General features: G+C 63.3%; 25 protein-coding genes and 2 tRNA genes. All 27 read left to right on the top strand.

Annotation, left to right across the window (positions count from 1 at the left end; all coding sequences use genetic code 11):
- The first annotated feature begins 40 nt into the window (after positions 1–40).
- The 27 genes from ACUTAF_RS02025 (at position 41) to ACUTAF_RS02155 (ending at position 14,060) form a co-directional block, all read left to right on the top strand.
- Positions 41–427, top strand: a complete 387-nt coding sequence (locus ACUTAF_RS02025; RefSeq protein ID WP_445578403.1) for an antiterminator Q family protein — start codon at positions 41–43, stop codon at positions 425–427.
- Between the two features lie 146 nt (positions 428–573).
- A complete protein-coding gene (locus tag ACUTAF_RS02030; protein WP_445578404.1) occupies positions 574–813 on the top strand; it encodes a hypothetical protein in 240 nt (79 codons plus the stop codon).
- Positions 814–871: 58 nt separating this feature from the next.
- Positions 872–947: transfer RNA gene (locus tag ACUTAF_RS02035), tRNA-Thr, on the top strand.
- A 5-nt stretch (positions 948–952) separates the two neighbouring features.
- Positions 953–1,028, top strand: a tRNA-Asn gene (locus ACUTAF_RS02040).
- 41 nt (positions 1,029–1,069) lie between these two features.
- Positions 1,070–1,459, top strand: coding sequence for a hypothetical protein (locus ACUTAF_RS02045; protein WP_445578405.1), 390 nt, complete (start codon positions 1,070–1,072; stop codon positions 1,457–1,459).
- 166 nt (positions 1,460–1,625) lie between these two features.
- On the top strand, positions 1,626–1,799 hold the full coding sequence (locus ACUTAF_RS02050) for a hypothetical protein (RefSeq protein WP_445578406.1): 174 nt from the start codon (positions 1,626–1,628) through the stop codon (positions 1,797–1,799).
- Complete coding sequence (locus ACUTAF_RS02055) at positions 1,796–2,002, top strand: hypothetical protein (RefSeq protein WP_445578407.1); 207 nt, start codon at positions 1,796–1,798, stop codon at positions 2,000–2,002. Before ACUTAF_RS02050 ends, ACUTAF_RS02055 begins: the two co-directional genes overlap by 4 nt.
- Entirely contained in the window at positions 2,002–2,172 is a 171-nt protein-coding gene (locus tag ACUTAF_RS02060) for a hypothetical protein (RefSeq protein WP_445578408.1), read from the top strand. Before ACUTAF_RS02055 ends, ACUTAF_RS02060 begins: the two co-directional genes overlap by 1 nt.
- A gap of 25 nt (positions 2,173–2,197) precedes the next feature.
- Positions 2,198–2,836, top strand: a complete 639-nt coding sequence (locus tag ACUTAF_RS02065) for a terminase small subunit (RefSeq protein ID WP_445578409.1) — start codon at positions 2,198–2,200, stop codon at positions 2,834–2,836.
- Positions 2,823–4,118, top strand: a complete 1,296-nt coding sequence (locus ACUTAF_RS02070; RefSeq protein WP_445578410.1) for a terminase large subunit domain-containing protein — start codon at positions 2,823–2,825, stop codon at positions 4,116–4,118. The genes ACUTAF_RS02065 and ACUTAF_RS02070 overlap by 14 nt, the downstream gene beginning before the upstream one ends.
- A gap of 3 nt (positions 4,119–4,121) precedes the next feature.
- Positions 4,122–5,528, top strand: coding sequence for a DUF4055 domain-containing protein (locus ACUTAF_RS02075; protein ID WP_445578411.1), 1,407 nt, complete (start codon positions 4,122–4,124; stop codon positions 5,526–5,528).
- 14 nt (positions 5,529–5,542) lie between these two features.
- Positions 5,543–5,755 (top strand): hypothetical protein, encoded by a 213-nt coding sequence (locus ACUTAF_RS02080; RefSeq protein ID WP_445578412.1) that lies wholly within the window; start codon positions 5,543–5,545, stop codon positions 5,753–5,755.
- Positions 5,743–6,858: a structural protein gene (locus tag ACUTAF_RS02085; RefSeq protein WP_445578413.1), complete on the top strand. Its 1,116-nt coding sequence runs from the start codon at positions 5,743–5,745 to the stop codon at positions 6,856–6,858. Before ACUTAF_RS02080 ends, ACUTAF_RS02085 begins: the two co-directional genes overlap by 13 nt.
- Before the next feature lie 9 nt (positions 6,859–6,867).
- A complete protein-coding gene (locus ACUTAF_RS02090; protein WP_445578414.1) occupies positions 6,868–7,119 on the top strand; it encodes a hypothetical protein in 252 nt (83 codons plus the stop codon).
- Positions 7,120–7,144: 25 nt separating this feature from the next.
- Positions 7,145–7,378 carry a hypothetical protein gene (locus tag ACUTAF_RS02095; protein ID WP_445578415.1) on the top strand — a complete coding sequence of 78 codons (234 nt, stop codon included), beginning with the start codon at positions 7,145–7,147 and terminating at the stop codon, positions 7,376–7,378.
- A gap of 140 nt (positions 7,379–7,518) precedes the next feature.
- The gene (locus ACUTAF_RS02100) at positions 7,519–8,277 is read left to right on the top strand and encodes a DUF6651 domain-containing protein (protein WP_445578416.1); all 759 of its coding nucleotides are present in this window, start codon (positions 7,519–7,521) and stop codon (positions 8,275–8,277) included.
- Positions 8,278–8,293: 16 nt separating this feature from the next.
- Complete coding sequence (locus ACUTAF_RS02105; protein ID WP_445578417.1) at positions 8,294–9,442, top strand: major capsid protein; 1,149 nt, start codon at positions 8,294–8,296, stop codon at positions 9,440–9,442.
- Between the two features lie 55 nt (positions 9,443–9,497).
- Positions 9,498–9,812 carry a hypothetical protein gene (locus ACUTAF_RS02110; protein WP_445578418.1) on the top strand — a complete coding sequence of 105 codons (315 nt, stop codon included), beginning with the start codon at positions 9,498–9,500 and terminating at the stop codon, positions 9,810–9,812.
- A gap of 2 nt (positions 9,813–9,814) precedes the next feature.
- A complete protein-coding gene (locus ACUTAF_RS02115) occupies positions 9,815–10,441 on the top strand; it encodes a hypothetical protein (RefSeq protein WP_445578419.1) in 627 nt (208 codons plus the stop codon).
- Positions 10,438–10,932, top strand: a complete 495-nt coding sequence (locus ACUTAF_RS02120) for a DnaT-like ssDNA-binding protein (protein ID WP_445578420.1) — start codon at positions 10,438–10,440, stop codon at positions 10,930–10,932. The genes ACUTAF_RS02115 and ACUTAF_RS02120 overlap by 4 nt, the downstream gene beginning before the upstream one ends.
- Positions 10,925–11,311 (top strand): hypothetical protein, encoded by a 387-nt coding sequence (locus ACUTAF_RS02125; RefSeq protein ID WP_445578421.1) that lies wholly within the window; start codon positions 10,925–10,927, stop codon positions 11,309–11,311. Before ACUTAF_RS02120 ends, ACUTAF_RS02125 begins: the two co-directional genes overlap by 8 nt.
- Positions 11,308–11,883, top strand: a complete 576-nt coding sequence (locus ACUTAF_RS02130; protein WP_445578422.1) for a hypothetical protein — start codon at positions 11,308–11,310, stop codon at positions 11,881–11,883. Before ACUTAF_RS02125 ends, ACUTAF_RS02130 begins: the two co-directional genes overlap by 4 nt.
- The gene (locus ACUTAF_RS02135; RefSeq protein WP_445578423.1) at positions 11,880–12,296 is read left to right on the top strand and encodes a phage tail terminator-like protein; all 417 of its coding nucleotides are present in this window, start codon (positions 11,880–11,882) and stop codon (positions 12,294–12,296) included. The genes ACUTAF_RS02130 and ACUTAF_RS02135 overlap by 4 nt, the downstream gene beginning before the upstream one ends.
- 8 nt (positions 12,297–12,304) lie before the next feature.
- Positions 12,305–12,502 carry a hypothetical protein gene (locus ACUTAF_RS02140; RefSeq protein WP_445578424.1) on the top strand — a complete coding sequence of 66 codons (198 nt, stop codon included), beginning with the start codon at positions 12,305–12,307 and terminating at the stop codon, positions 12,500–12,502.
- A gap of 203 nt (positions 12,503–12,705) precedes the next feature.
- A complete protein-coding gene (locus ACUTAF_RS02145) occupies positions 12,706–13,353 on the top strand; it encodes a phage tail protein (protein ID WP_445578425.1) in 648 nt (215 codons plus the stop codon).
- A gap of 9 nt (positions 13,354–13,362) precedes the next feature.
- Positions 13,363–13,749 carry a phage tail assembly chaperone gene (locus tag ACUTAF_RS02150; RefSeq protein ID WP_445578426.1) on the top strand — a complete coding sequence of 129 codons (387 nt, stop codon included), beginning with the start codon at positions 13,363–13,365 and terminating at the stop codon, positions 13,747–13,749.
- Positions 13,750–13,817: 68 nt separating this feature from the next.
- The gene (locus tag ACUTAF_RS02155) at positions 13,818–14,060 is read left to right on the top strand and encodes a DUF1799 domain-containing protein (RefSeq protein ID WP_445582385.1); all 243 of its coding nucleotides are present in this window, start codon (positions 13,818–13,820) and stop codon (positions 14,058–14,060) included.

The following is a 14,060-nucleotide window of genomic DNA, read 5'->3' on the forward strand; positions in this document are numbered from 1 at the left end:
TATTAGAGAACGCAGGGCTACTACCGAGGGGAAATTCGCGATGATCAAAGCACTGGCAGATACCGAATGGATGCTCGAGCAATGGGGCTGGTGGCGGATGAGCGGGATGGGGGTTCCGCGGTACGTCTCACCGTCGTTCGCCATCATGCGTGACAACGTGCAGCAGGCCGGCGGGCCATCGTTCAGCATCACCGACGAGTTGGCGATGGCGGTCGATAGCTGTGTTGCCAGGCTCTGCGCACGGGAAGCCGGCCGTACGAAGGGCCCGCTGATGGGCGACCTGATCTGGCTGTACTTCGGCGCCAAGTGGCCTGCGCTCAGGATCGCCCGGGAATACGGCGTCGGAGAGGCGAAGGCGCGCGAGGTAATCCGGGCGGGCGTGGCGTGGATTGACGCGGCTCTGGAGAATTTGCGCGAGGCGGCTTGAAAACCGCGCGGAACAAGTGCACTATCCGTCATAACTTGGGGTTGTACCCCATAGCACACTCGAAGCCCTGGCAGAAATGCCGGGGCTTTTTCGTTTCGGCAGGCGAAAGACAGATAGACCATCCTGCACTACCGAGAGGAAGAGTCATGTCTCATCGCATCCGCTGCAAAATGATCTGCCACGCAGTTACGCCCAACGAACACAGCGACGGTGAGCTCTGCACCGTGCAACTCGGCGCAGTCTATTCGCCGGAAAAAGAAACCGAGGACTACATCTACGGCAAGTACACGCCGTACGGTGATTTCCGCGCCGGAATCGTCACTGAGGTGGCGAAGAAGATGGAAGTTGGCAAGGCCTACTACGTTGATATCTTCCCGGTCGAATGAACCCTAGCGCGTCACTCCCTCGACGCTCCTTGCCCGCTCCGGTGGGCCTTTTATTCAAGCCGCTATAGCTCAGCCGGTAGAGCAGCCGACTTGTAATCGGCAGGTCCCGGGTTCGAAGCCTGGTGGCGGCACCATTGAATGGCATGTAGCTCAGTTGGTAGAGCCGGCGACTGTTAATCGCCTGGTCGGAGGTTCGAATCCTCCCGTGCCAGCCAAACACACCGAAGTACAGCCCGGCGATGGGCGGGAAAGGCCTATGAGGATTCGCGACATGACAGAGCCTGCTTCCACAGCGGCTGGCGGGCTCGCCCTGTACAAGCTGGGCGTCCTGGGCGCGCTCGCCGCTGTGCTGGTGACCATCGTCGTTATGGCGATGACCCTGCCGAAGACGGTGCGCGAATTCGTGGTGGCGATGATCTCGACGGTGGTGTCGAGCCTCGCCGGCGGTGCGTTCGTCATCCGCTGGTTCGACCTGCTGCACTGGGCGCAAGACGACCTAGGCCTGGTGGCTCTGGCCGGTGTGATATTCGTCTGTGGCCTTCCCGCCTGGGTCGTGGTCCGCGCCTGGTTCGCCTATGCCGAGCTGCGCAAAGAGATGACCCTTCCCGACATGATCCGCGAGATCAAGCAGGCGGTGTGGAAGTGAGCGGCGAAGTGAACTTCGACCTAGCTCGCATGAAGCGAGCTGTGGCCGGACCTCATCGCGTTATGCCTAGCGGCCTTACCCGAGAGCAGTTCAGACAGTGGATGCTGGATGACGCAAATCGCATCAAGGGACGATCTGCCCGCGAAGAATACGACGGTATCTGACCATGCCCTGGCTCATCCCTGCACTCCTATTCGTTGCTGCGGTGGTGTTCTGGCGCCTGTCGTTTCACACCGATGACGCCGTGGCAGCCTGGTGCCGGTTCCTGCTCGCCTGCTTCCTGCTCTCCCTTGCGCTGATCTTCGCCGGCGTGCAGCTGGTGCATGGGTGGATCGCATGACCGCCAAGGTGTTCCAGCTCGCCGGAAACGGCTTGACCCCGGGCCTGGTGAACGCATTGGACGCCATGCGCCGCGAGATCTGGGAGTCCATCGACAAGGCTGCCGATGCCGGCATGCCTGCTGGCCTGATTGTGGGTCAGCTGGAGTTCATGAAGGCCGCCATCATCGAGGCGCACTTCCGCCAGGCGGAGCAGGAGGAGTGATGGCCAAGGTCACGCTCACGGCTCGCATCACCTACGCATGGTGGTGGAAACCGTACTGCTACGGCCTGATGGCTACGGCCTGGCTGACAGGCCTGGAGCCTGATCCTGAGAAGGTCGGCTACTGGCTGAAGAAAGCGGCGACAATCCACATTGAGGGGCGGAAGGCCTGAGCCGTCCGAGTAACGGCAATGACCTATGGCGCTCACACCAAAGCAGCGACGGTTCGTCGATGAATACCTGATCGACCTGAACGCGACGCAGGCCGCCATTCGGGCTAAGTACAGTGCCAAGACAGCAGCCTCTCAAGGCGAAAGGCTGTTGAGAAATGTTGAGGTTCGACGCGCAATCGCCAAGCGCATGAAAGATCGCGAGAAGCGGACCGAGATTACCCAGGACATGGTGCTACGGGAGCTGGCCAAGATCGGCTTCAGCGACATCCGCAAGGTTGTCCGCTGGGGCGAGACGATGGTTCGCGTGGTGGACGCCGAGGAGGAAGGCGAAGACCTGGTGCCATACCACGGTCTTGCCTTGATCGATTCCACTGAGGTGGACGACGACACCGCCGCTGCCATTGCCGAGGTGTCTCAGGGCAGAGAAGGCCTGAAGGTCAAGTTTCACGACAAGAAGGGCGCACTGGTCGAGATTGCCAGGCACTTGGGTATGTTCACCGCCAAGGGTCATGCCGAGCTTGACCTTGAGATGAAGCGGCTAGATATCGAGAAGCGCCGTGCAGAAGTTGATCGACTGAAACATGGGTTCGATCCAGACGAGGTAGCCCCGGCGCGGGTAGAGGTCGAGATCATCGACGCCAGGAAGCGCGATGCCGGCGCTTAACGTGCCGCAGGGCGAGTTCCTGCTGCTGCCGCACAAGTTCCGGGCGTTCGTCGCCGGGTTCGGCTCGGGTAAGACCTGGGTCGGCGGCGCCGGTATCTGCAAGCACGTCTGGGAATGGCCCGGGGTGAACTCCGGGTACTTCGCCCCGACCTATCCGCAGATCCGCGACATCTTCTTTCCGACGATCGAGGAAGTGGCCTTTGACTGGGGGTTGAAGGTCAAGACCAAGGAGGGCGACAAGGAGGTCGAGTTCTACTCCGGCTGCCGGTACCGCAGCACGACCATCTGCCGGTCGATGGAGAAGCCACAGACCATCGTCGGCTTCAAGATCGGCCACGCCCTGGTCGACGAGCTCGACGTGCTGCCAATGCTCAAGGCGCAGCACGCCTGGCGCAAGATCATCGCCCGCATGCGCTACAAGCTGGATGGGCTGAAGAACGGCGTGGACGTGGCCACGACCCCGGAAGGGTTCAAGTTCGTCCACCAGCAGTTCGTCAAGCAGCTGCGGGACAAGCCTCACCTCGCGGCCATGTACGGCATGGTCCAGGCGTCGACCTACGACAACGAGGCGAACCTGCCGGACGACTATATCGAGTCGCTGATCGAGTCGTACCCGCCGCAGCTGATCCAGGCGTATCTGCGCGGCCAGTTCGTCAACCTGGTCAGCGGCACGATCTACTGCGCCTACGACCGGAAGCTGAACGGCTGCACGGACACGGTTCAGGCCGGCGAGCCGCTGTTCATCGGGATGGACTTCAACGTCGGCAAGATGTCGGCCGTCACGCACGTGAAGCGCGATGGCCTGCCACGGGCCGTCGACGAGATCATGAAGGGCTACGACACGCCTGACATGGTCCAGAAGATCAAGGAGCGCTACTGGCGCTACGACGGGAATGCGTACCACAAGACGTGCGAGATCCTGATCTACCCGGATGCCTCCGGTGATTCGCGCAAGTCGGTCAACGCCAGCGTCACCGACCTGGCACTGCTGAAGCAGGCCGGCTTCCAGGTCAAGGCGCCGGATGCGAACCCGCCGGTGAAGGACCGCATCAACGCCATGAACGCCATGTTTTGCAACGCCAAGGGCGAGCGCCGCTACCGGGTGAACGCCGACAAATGCCCGACCTATGCCGACTGCCTGGAGCAGCAGGTGTGGGGGGCGAACGGCGAGCCGGACAAGTCCACCGACATCGATCACCCGAACGACGCCGGCGGCTACTTCATCCACCGCGAATACCCGATTGTCCGACCGATCACCCAGACCGCCCCACTCAGGATGTAGCGCATGACCAACGACCCGAGCATCGTCCTCCCGGCTGTGAAGGCCATGCGCGAGGACTGGGCCATTGTGGACGCGCTGATGGGCGGCACGAAGGCCATGCGCGAAGCGGGCGAGACGTTCCTGCCGAAGTGGCCCAAGGAGGACGCCAAGGCCTACAAGGCGCGCCTCGGGCTATCCACCCTGCTGCCAGCGTTCGCCGAGACCGTGCGCAACATGACCGGCCGCGTCTTCGCCGAACCTATTTCGTTCGGCGAGGACGTGCCGGACGAGATCCAGGGCTACGCCGAGAACATCGACCGGCAGGGAAACAACCTACAGGTCTGGGCGCAGGAGTTCTTCCGGTCCGGCCTGGCCCGTGGCCTGTGCCATGTTCTGGTGGACTACCCGAAGGCCGACGGGCTGAAGACCCGCGCCGACGAGATCAACGCAGGCGTGCGCCCCTACGCCATCATCATTCAGCCGGGCCAGGTGCTGGGCTGGAAGTCGACCAGCCAGAACGGCGAGCAGATGCTCAGCCAGTTCCGCTATATGGAGAGCGTAGAGGTCGACGACCCGGAGAACGGTTTCGGGGTGAAGAAAATCGAGCAGATCCGCGTGCTGGCGCCGGGCACCTGGCAGACCTATCGCCAGGTGGATGGAGATAATGGCGCCAAGGTGTGGACCCTGTTCGAGGAAGGTGCCACCAGCCTGGACCATATCCCGCTGGCCACGTTCTACACCAAGCGCACCGGGTTCATGACCGCCGAGCCGCCGCTGCTGGAACTGGCGCACCTGAACGTCAAGCACTGGCAGAGCCAGAGCGACCAGGACAACATCCTGCACATCGCCCGGGTGCCGATCCTGGCGGTGATGGGCGCCGGCGACATGGTGGACGAGACCGGAAAGACCAAGCCCTTCGAGCTCACCATCGGCACATCCTCGGCAACCGTCCTCGACAAGGACGGCGACATGAAATGGGTGGAGCACACCGGCCAGGCCATCAAAGCTGGGCGCGAGTCGCTGCTCGATCTCGAAGACCAGATGCGCATGGCCGGCGGCAAGCTGCTGCAGAAGGAGAAGCAGGCGACCAAGACTGCGGCCCAGGCCGAGGAAGAGGCCGCGCAGGAGCTGAGCCCGCTGCAGACCATGGCCGGCCAGTTCGAGGATTGCCTCGACCAGGTGCTGCAGTACTTCGCCGAGTGGCGCCGCCAGAAGGAGGGCGGCCACGTCAGCGTCAACGGCAACTTCGACATCGACTACGCGCCCGAGCAGACCCTGCCGCTGTTGAAGGGCATGACCGACTCGAGCTACCTGTCCAAGGAAACGCTGTTCAAGGAGGTTCAGCGACGCGGTGTGCTGAATGGCGACCTGACGTGGGAAGAGGAGCAACAGAAGATCGCGGACGAAGGCCCGCGACTGGGAGCGCTGTGATGGCTATATGTCAAATGAGCACAGGACGCCAACTAGGCATCCAGATTCTCGAAGCGCTCGGCGTGCCGACTGAGGGCGTTACCTCCGTGTCGATCAACATGGAGCCGGATGACTTGGCCACGGTCACCGTGGTGCGCGCCATCGACCGGGACGAAGCCGGCAAGATCATCGAGAGCCTTCAGCGGTACGCGCTTCACGAACTGCCGGCGACGAAATGCCAACCGTAAACGAGACACTGCAGGACGAGGCGGTCGCGCACAAGGTCTCGCTCGAGCAGTACAGCTTGGGCGTGGTGCGGCGCATCATCGCGCTGCTGAACCGCACGGACGCCAGCTTGGCGGCACAGCTGATGCAGGCGCTGGACATGATGCCGGCCGAGTCGTTCACCGTTGAGCGGCTGGAATCGCTGCTCACCTCGGTGCGCGAGGTCAACGCCGAGGCGTACCGGCGCGTCGAGCAGGAGCTGGCCGGCGACCTGCAGGAGCTGGCCGCCTACGAGACGCAATGGCAGTTCGACCTGTTCGAGCGGCTGTTGCCGGAGCCGGTGAAAGTGCGGTTCCCGGTCGCCAGGGTCAGCGCCCAGCAGGCATACGCCGCGGCGATGTCGAGGCCGTTCCAGGGGCGCCTGCTGCGCGACTGGGTGCGCACGGTAGAGGCCGACCGCATGACCAGGGTGCGCAACGCCGTGCGCCAGGGCTACATCGAGGGCAAGACGGTCTCGCAGATCGTGAGCGAGATCCGCGGCACCAGGGCGAACGGGTACGCCGATGGGTTCCTTGAGCGCCCGCGGCATGAGCTGGCGACGATCATCCGCTCGGCGATCAGCCACACAGCAGCGACGGCGCGCGAGCAGTTCACCGCAGCCAACGACGACGTGGTGCAGGCCGTCCGCTGGGTCAGCACCCTGGATAGCAAGACATCGGCGCCCTGTCGCATTCGTGACCATCTGCGCTATACCGCCGGCACGCACAGGCCAATCGGCCACAAGGTGCCATGGCTGCAAGGCCCTGGCCGGCTGCACTTCAACTGCCGCTCGACCGACGCCATCGTGACCAAGTCCTGGCGCGAGCTGGGCATCCCGGTCGACGAGATGACCCCGGGCGAACGGGCAAGCATGGACGGCCAGGTGCCGGCCGACATGAACTATGCGGACTGGCTGCAGCGCCAGCCGCGCGAGCGTCAGGAGCAAGTGCTGGGCGTAGAGCGCACCAGGCTGCTCCGAGAGGGCGGGCTCAAGCTGCCCGACTTCTACAGCCCGACCGGGCAGTGGCTGACCCTGGACCAGCTGCGCGAGCTCGACAGGGCTGCATTTGAGCGGATCGCGGCGTAATATCGCGCCATGACCGACAAGCCAAGGCTCCACGTGATCGAAGGCACGCCAGCCCCTGACACCGCTCAGGAGCAGGTGCGCAAGCGCGTGAGAGCGACCGAAAAGCCCGCGACGATGATCCAGTGCCACCGCTGTGGCGGCCGGGAAGTCATCGAAACCAAGATCGGCGTCATGCTGAAGAACGGCAAGACTACGGGCGGCACGAAGCAGCTGATCTGCGCGTGCTGCTTCATGAAGGGGGAGCGTGTCGTGGTAGGGTGACGTGCACACAACAAGGAGGTGCAGCATGTCTATCAACTTGGATTCCTACTGCCAGAGCCTTTTTAATGAAATCCAGGAAAAGTGGGGCGGTGGCAAGATGAACCAAACGCTTGTCACGCTCAATGAGGCCGAAAAGCAATGCAGTGAGGAGATCGCGACTCAATTGGAGACCCTGCTTAACGAGGCTTACCCAGAGTCGAGAATCGATGTAACCGTTGATGGGTTCCGACGCATAGCGATATCCCAAAGCCTGAAGTAACCAAAAAAGCCCGCCACCGTGCGGGCTTTTTCTTTCCAGCCTCGGCAATGCCGGGGCTTTTTTATGCCTGATCGGCGGATGCCGTAGGGCGCTCAGGGGCGGATGCCTCACCAGATGGGCGGATGCCCGGAGACCAACCAATGAAACTGAAACTCGACGAACAAGGTCATGCAGTCCTGCAGGACGGCAAGCCGGTCTATGTCCATGACGACGGCAAGGAGGTTGCTTTCGACGCCCCCGGCACCGTCGCCACGATCACCCGCTTGAACGCCGAAGCGAAATCCCACCGGGAGCGCGCCGAGGGTGCAGAAAGCAAGCTGAAAGGCTTCGAGGGGATCGAGGACGGCGCTGCCGCCCGCAAGGCTCTGGAGATCGTGGCGAACCTCGATCAGAAGAAGCTGGTGGATGCCGGCGAGATCGAGAAGGTTAAGGCGGAAGTCGGCAAGGCCTTCCAGGCCCAGCTGGACGAAGCCACCACCAAGGCCAAGGCCTTCGAGCAGCAACTCTACGAAGAGAAGATCGGCGGCTCGTTCGCCCGGTCCAAGCTCATCGCCGAGAAGCTGGCCATCCCTGCAGACCTGGTTCAGGCGCGTTTCGGCCAGGCCTTCAAGATCGAGGACGGCAAGACCGTCGCCTACGACCAGCACGGCAACAAGATCTACAGCCGCGCGCGTCCGGGTGAGCTGGCCGACTTCGACGAAGCCCTGGAAACCCTCGTTGAGCACTACCCCCACAAGAACCACATCCTGAAGAGCTCCGGCGCCAATGGCGGCGGTGCTCCGAATAATGGTGGCGGCGGTGGGGACGGCAAGAAATCCATCAACCGCCAGACCTTCGACTCGCTCGGCGCAGCTGAGCGCCAGAAGTTCGTGAAGGAAGGCGGGAAGGTAACCGACTGAGCATTAGGAGCCCATCATGGCCAACACGCTGACCAACCTCATCCCCGACATGTACGAGGCGCTCGACGTCGTCTCGCGCGAGCTGACCGGCTTCATCCCGGCCGTCTCGCGTAGCTCCGACGTCGCCCGCGCTGCCCTCAACCAGCAGGTGCTGGTGCCGGTGACCACCGCCGCCAGTTCCGCCGACAACACCCCGGGCGTGACCGCGCCGAACACCGGCGACACCACCGTCGACAACGTCGCTGTGTCGATCACCAAGTCCAAGCACGTCCCGGTTCGCTGGAACGGCGAGGAAACCAAGGGGCTGCAGAACGCCGGCACCTTCTCCACCATCCAGGCGGATCGTTTCTATCAGGCCATGCGCACCCTGGTGAACGAGATCGAGGCCGACCTGTGGGGCGAGGCCTACAAGAACGCCAGCCGCGCCTTTGGCGCCGCCGGCACCACCCCGTTCGGCACTGCGGCCGACATGACCGACTTCGCCGGGGTACTGCGCATCCTGGAAGAGAACGGCGCGCCGACCAACGACCTGCAGCTGGCTCTGGGCCATGCGGCCATCGGCAACCTGCGCGGTAAGCAGTCCGGCCTGTTCAAGGTCAACGAGGCCGGTTCGGACGATATGCTGCGCAACGGCATGACCGATCGCATCATGAACATGGCCATCCGCCACTCGCACGCCATCGGCGTTCACACCAAGGGCACCGGTTCGGGCTACGTCACCAGCGGAGCGACCGCTGTGGGCGCGACCGACGTCGCCCTGATCACCGGTACCGGCACTGTGCTGGCTGGTGACGTCGTGACCTTCGCGGCCGACGGCTCCAACAAGTACATCGTCAACACCGGTGTGGCTGCTCCGGGCACCATCAGCCTCGGCAAGCCGGGTGCTCGCGTGCTGATCCCGGGCGCCAACGCGCTGACCGTGGGCAACAGCTATACCCCGAACGTGGCGTTTGCCCGCTCGGCGATCGTGCTGGCAACCCGCGCGCCTGCCCTCCCGGAAGGCGGCGATGCTGCGGACGACGTGATGATGATCACCGACCCGCGCACCGGCCTGTCCTTCGAGGTGGCGGTCTACCGTCAGTTCCTGCAGACCGTCTACCACGTCCGTCTGGCCTGGGGCTTCCGCGCCATCAAGCCGGAGCACATCGGCGTGCTGATGGGCTAATCCACCGCTACGACAACCAGGGGCTTCGGCCCCTGCGTTTTTTAAGGAGAACGAAATGGCTGGTAAATCCAAGGCTGATAAAGCCGCCGAAGCCCTGTTGGCCAAGGCGATCGAACTGAGCGGCCTCACCGCCGACGCATTCGCGGCACTCTCCGAAGAGGAGCGCGGTGGCTTCACCGTCAAGGCCCAGGAGGCTATCGACGCTGCCGCAGTTGAGGCCAAGCGCCTGGCTGAAGAAGCGAAGGCCGCCAAGACCCAGGATCAGGCCGACACCTCCCACCTGGTCAAGATGGCCAAGGGCGGCGATGAAATCAGCGTCCACCCTTCCTGTGTGGCCGATCACAAGCGTATCGGCTGGGTTGAAGCTTAATCGTGCCCAGCGTCGGTGATGGGTTCCGCCCAGGACGCGGCGGCTACTACAAGGAGTCGGACAACTCGGGGCCGTACTGCATCGACAGCGACGGCAATGCGGTACTGATCACCGACCCGCGGCTAATCACCGGCACTACCAACCCGCGAGTCAGGGTAGATATTGCTCAGACCGGATTCTTCGAGGGCCGCGAGTTCAGAACCTTCAAGGAGTGGACCGTAGCGGAAACGTCAACCTACGTGGTCAAGGCGGTGGTCCCGATCAATATCATTCTGTTCGAGCTCGGCATTCAGTTGGACGAAGGTCAGGCTCGCATCGAGACGCTTCTCGGCGGCACGGAGGGCGGGACATTCAGCGAGACGTTGCCGATATTCCCGACAAACACGATGAGCGAAAAGCCGCAGCCTGCATACGTCAATCAGGTCCAGCTGACCTCAGGCGGTACGTTGACAGGCGGTACGTTGCTCGATCCGTTGAGGGCGAAAACATCGGGCAATACCAATCACTCGTCGTCCGTAGGCGCCGCATCTGGAGCGGAGCGCGGCGTAGGCGCAAACACCTACTACTTCAGGATGACGCTAGCTGGAGCTATCGGTGTGTTCAAAGCTCGCTGGGAGGAGAGACCATGACCCTGATCATCGAGGACGGCAGCATCGTGCCGGGCGCTGACAGTTTCGCCACGGCCGCCGAGCTGGTGACCTATGCGGCCAACTTCGGGCGCACGATCCCAGGCACGGAAGCCGATCAGGAGTCCCTGCTGCGCCGCGCCGCGCTGCAGATGGACGCCATGAACTGGAAGGGCGAGATCGTGCAGTATGACCAGGCCCTGTCGTGGCCGCGCTACGGCGTGTACCGCGGCGAGTACCAGCTGTCTTCCGACTCCATTCCGGCCAAGGTCAAGGCCGGCCAGATGGCGCTGGCGACGGAGATACATGCCGACGACCTGGCGCCGCCGGAGTTGAAGGTGGGCGCCATCGAGTCGGAGAAGGTGGGGCCGATCAGTACGACCTTCGCCAAGGTCTCGACGGCGGTATCGCGCGCCGCCGCCGGCCGGCAGTCCGAGGCGCAGTTCGCCGAGTTCCTGAACGCATCCAACCAGGTGAGGCTCGCCCGTGGCTGATATCTACGACCGCGCCAAGGCGCAGGCGGCCCGGATGCTCGCACCGCGCAGTGCCGGCGGTAAGGGCCTGGAACTGACCCTGCGCCGCACGGTGGTCGGCGAGTACGACCCGGACACCGGCAGCAGCGAGACGATCACCGATTACATCGGCTCGGGCCTGCGCGAGAACTACCGCATGGAGGACATCGACGGATCGCTGGTCAAGGCCGGCGACGTGCGTTTCATGGTCTCGCCCGTGCTGCTGAACGGCGACGACATGCCGGAGCCGAAGACGCTCGACAAGGTGCTCTTTGACGGCGAGACCTACACCGTCCAGCGCTGCGACCCGGGCGACTACGCCGGCCTGTCCTGCTTCTTCTACGTGCAGGCCCGCAAATGAGCTTCAGCCTGCAGTTGGCCGAGTTCATCGAGAAGGCCAAGGGCAATACTGAGCAGGTGGTGCAGAAGGTCGCCATCGACCTGATATCGGCGGTGATCGACCGCTCGCCGGTCGGCAATCCCGAACTGTGGGCCGTCAACCAGACCGCCCGCGAGTACAACCTCGAGGTCGTGCGCTTCAACGCCGCGTTGCGCGACGACCCGAACAACCTGACCAAGGCCGGGCGCCTAAAGAGCGGGCTGAAGGTCAACGACAGCATGGACATCATCAGTCCGGACGGCTACGTCGGTGGCCAATTCCGCGGCAACTGGCAGGTGACCTTCGACACCAAGGCGACCGGCCAGCTGGACCGCATCGACCCTCAGGGCGACAGCACCAAGTCGGCTGCAAGCCAGGTGGTTCTGGGCTTCACCTCGGACGTTGGCACGATCTGGGCGGTGAACAACCTGCCGTACGGCCCGCGCCTGGAGTTCGAAGGCTGGTCCAGCCAGGCGCCGGCTGGAATGGTGAGGGTGTCCGTCACCGAGTTCCAGAGCTTCGTCAACCGCGCCGTAGCGAGCCTGCCGCAATGAGCAACCGCCTTATCCGCAACCTGTTCGAGAAGCGCATCAAGGACTGGGCCGCCGCTCGCTCGCCGGTGATTCGAGTCGCCTATCAGGACGCGCCGTTCACGCCGAACAGTGGCGAGACGTTCCTCGAATGCTTCCTGCTGCCGGCCACCACCGACAGCCAGGACCTGGCGGGCGAGCACAAGCTCTATCAGGGCGTCTGGCAGGTGACCATCGTCAAGCCTGCCGGCACTGGCCTGGTGGCTGCCGGTGGCATCGAGGACGAACTGGCCGCGCTGTTCCCGAACAACCTGCAGTTGACCAGCGGGGCGTTCTCCGTGTTCGTCCGCTCGCCGATGAGCGCCGCGCCGGCCCAGGTCGGCACCCCTTACACCCGAGTTCCAGTGTCCTGCCGTTATCGGGCGGACACCCCGTAGGAGGCAGCATGGAAAAGAATGAGCATGTGAAGCGCGACCCCAAGGTACTGGTCATGCATTTTCGGAAGATGGCAGACCGGTTTGAGTCTGGTGCATTGGTACCAATCGAACTCCAGGTTGGTCTCGGGCACGATGGTGAGAGTTGCGGCCGTTACGATAGTCTCGACGGGGTTCGTTTCATGAAGATCGTATATGGTGAATCATGAGTGAACTGACCAAAGAACTGCACCGCAGCCTGATCCGCGCAGCCAAGGCCGCCATAGCGGCATGGGAACGCTGGCTTAAAGAGCACGACCAAGCCGAATAGTCGGCAACCAACACCGAATACCGGGCACGCTGAACAGCCACGCCGCAAGGCCCCGCTGATCGCCACGCCTCCCCGGATTGAAAAAATCCGAGGAGACATACCATGGCTTTCAGATTGCCCAACGGCTCGACTTTCGATCTGGCCTCCACCTACGGGTCGCCGATCACCGTCAGCGCCATCAGCAACGCCAACCCGGCAGTGGTCACGGCCACTGCGCACGGCCTCAGCAACGGCGACATCATCGAGCTGACCTCCGGCTGGACCGGCCTCAATGGCCGCCTGTTCCGTGTCGCTGGCGCCACCATGGACGCCTTCGAGCTCGAGGACATCAACACCACCGACACCACCCGCTTCCCGGCGGCCGGCGGCGCTGGCTCGGCGCGGGAGATTACTGCTTTCGTTTCCGTGACCCAGGTCACCGATGTGACCACCTCCGGCGGCGAGCAGCAGTTCTTCCAGTTCGGCTTCCTGGAGGAGAACGACGACCGTCAGCTGCCGACTACCCGCAGCCCGATGAGCATGAACATCGTGGTGGCCGACGACTCGACGCAGCCCTTCGTGGCCGTCGCCGAGGCCGCCGACCAGAGCCGCAACCCGACCGGCCTGCGGCTGAACCTGCCGAACAACGACATCATCCTCTACAACGGCTACACGACCATCAGCGAGACCCCGGCCCTGGCGCGGAACAACCTCATGACCCGCACCATGACCTTCTCCCTGTCCGGTCGCCCGACCCGCTACAACGCCTAAGGAATCCCCATGGCTGCCAAGTTCAAGATCGAGCAGAACCCGACCTTCGAGGCGAAGGTCGGCATCCACCGCGCCGGCGGCGAGAAAATCGAGGTCGGGATGACCTTCAAGTATCGCACCCGCACGGAAGCGGCCGAGCTGAGCGAGAAGTGGAAGCAGCGCGGCGAGGATCTGGCCAAGGAGTTCGAAGGCAAGGAGGCCGACCTGCCGGCGCTGGTCAGCGCTCAAATTCGCCTGGAAGTCGAGCGCATCCTGGACGTGGTTGAAGCCTGGGAGTTTGAAGACCCGGTGTCCGAAGAGTCGGTTCGCCTGCTGCTGAACGGCGGCAAGCCGATCCACGACGCCATCACCAAGGCCTACTTCGACGGCCTCGACCCGGCCCGCCTGGGAAACTGACCAAGGCGGCCGGCGCACTCTACGAGAAGGGCGAAGACGCCGAAGCTCTGGCGTTCTTCGGCCTGACCCTGGAGGACATGGGCGATGACGTGATCGGCGTCTATCCCGACTGCGCCGAGCCGCTGGCCGTCTTCAGCGAGCTTGCAACTCAATGGCGAATCGGAATGGCCGGGCCTACCGGGCTCGACTATTCCGTCCTCGTCGACGTGTTCCGCATCAAGCAAATCCCCAAATCCCGATGGCAAGACCTCTTCGCAGACATCCGCGTGATGGAGCGAGAGGCGCTTTCCGTCATCCATAAAAAGGACTAG

The organism is Pseudomonas sp. SP16.1 (assembly GCF_052682975.1).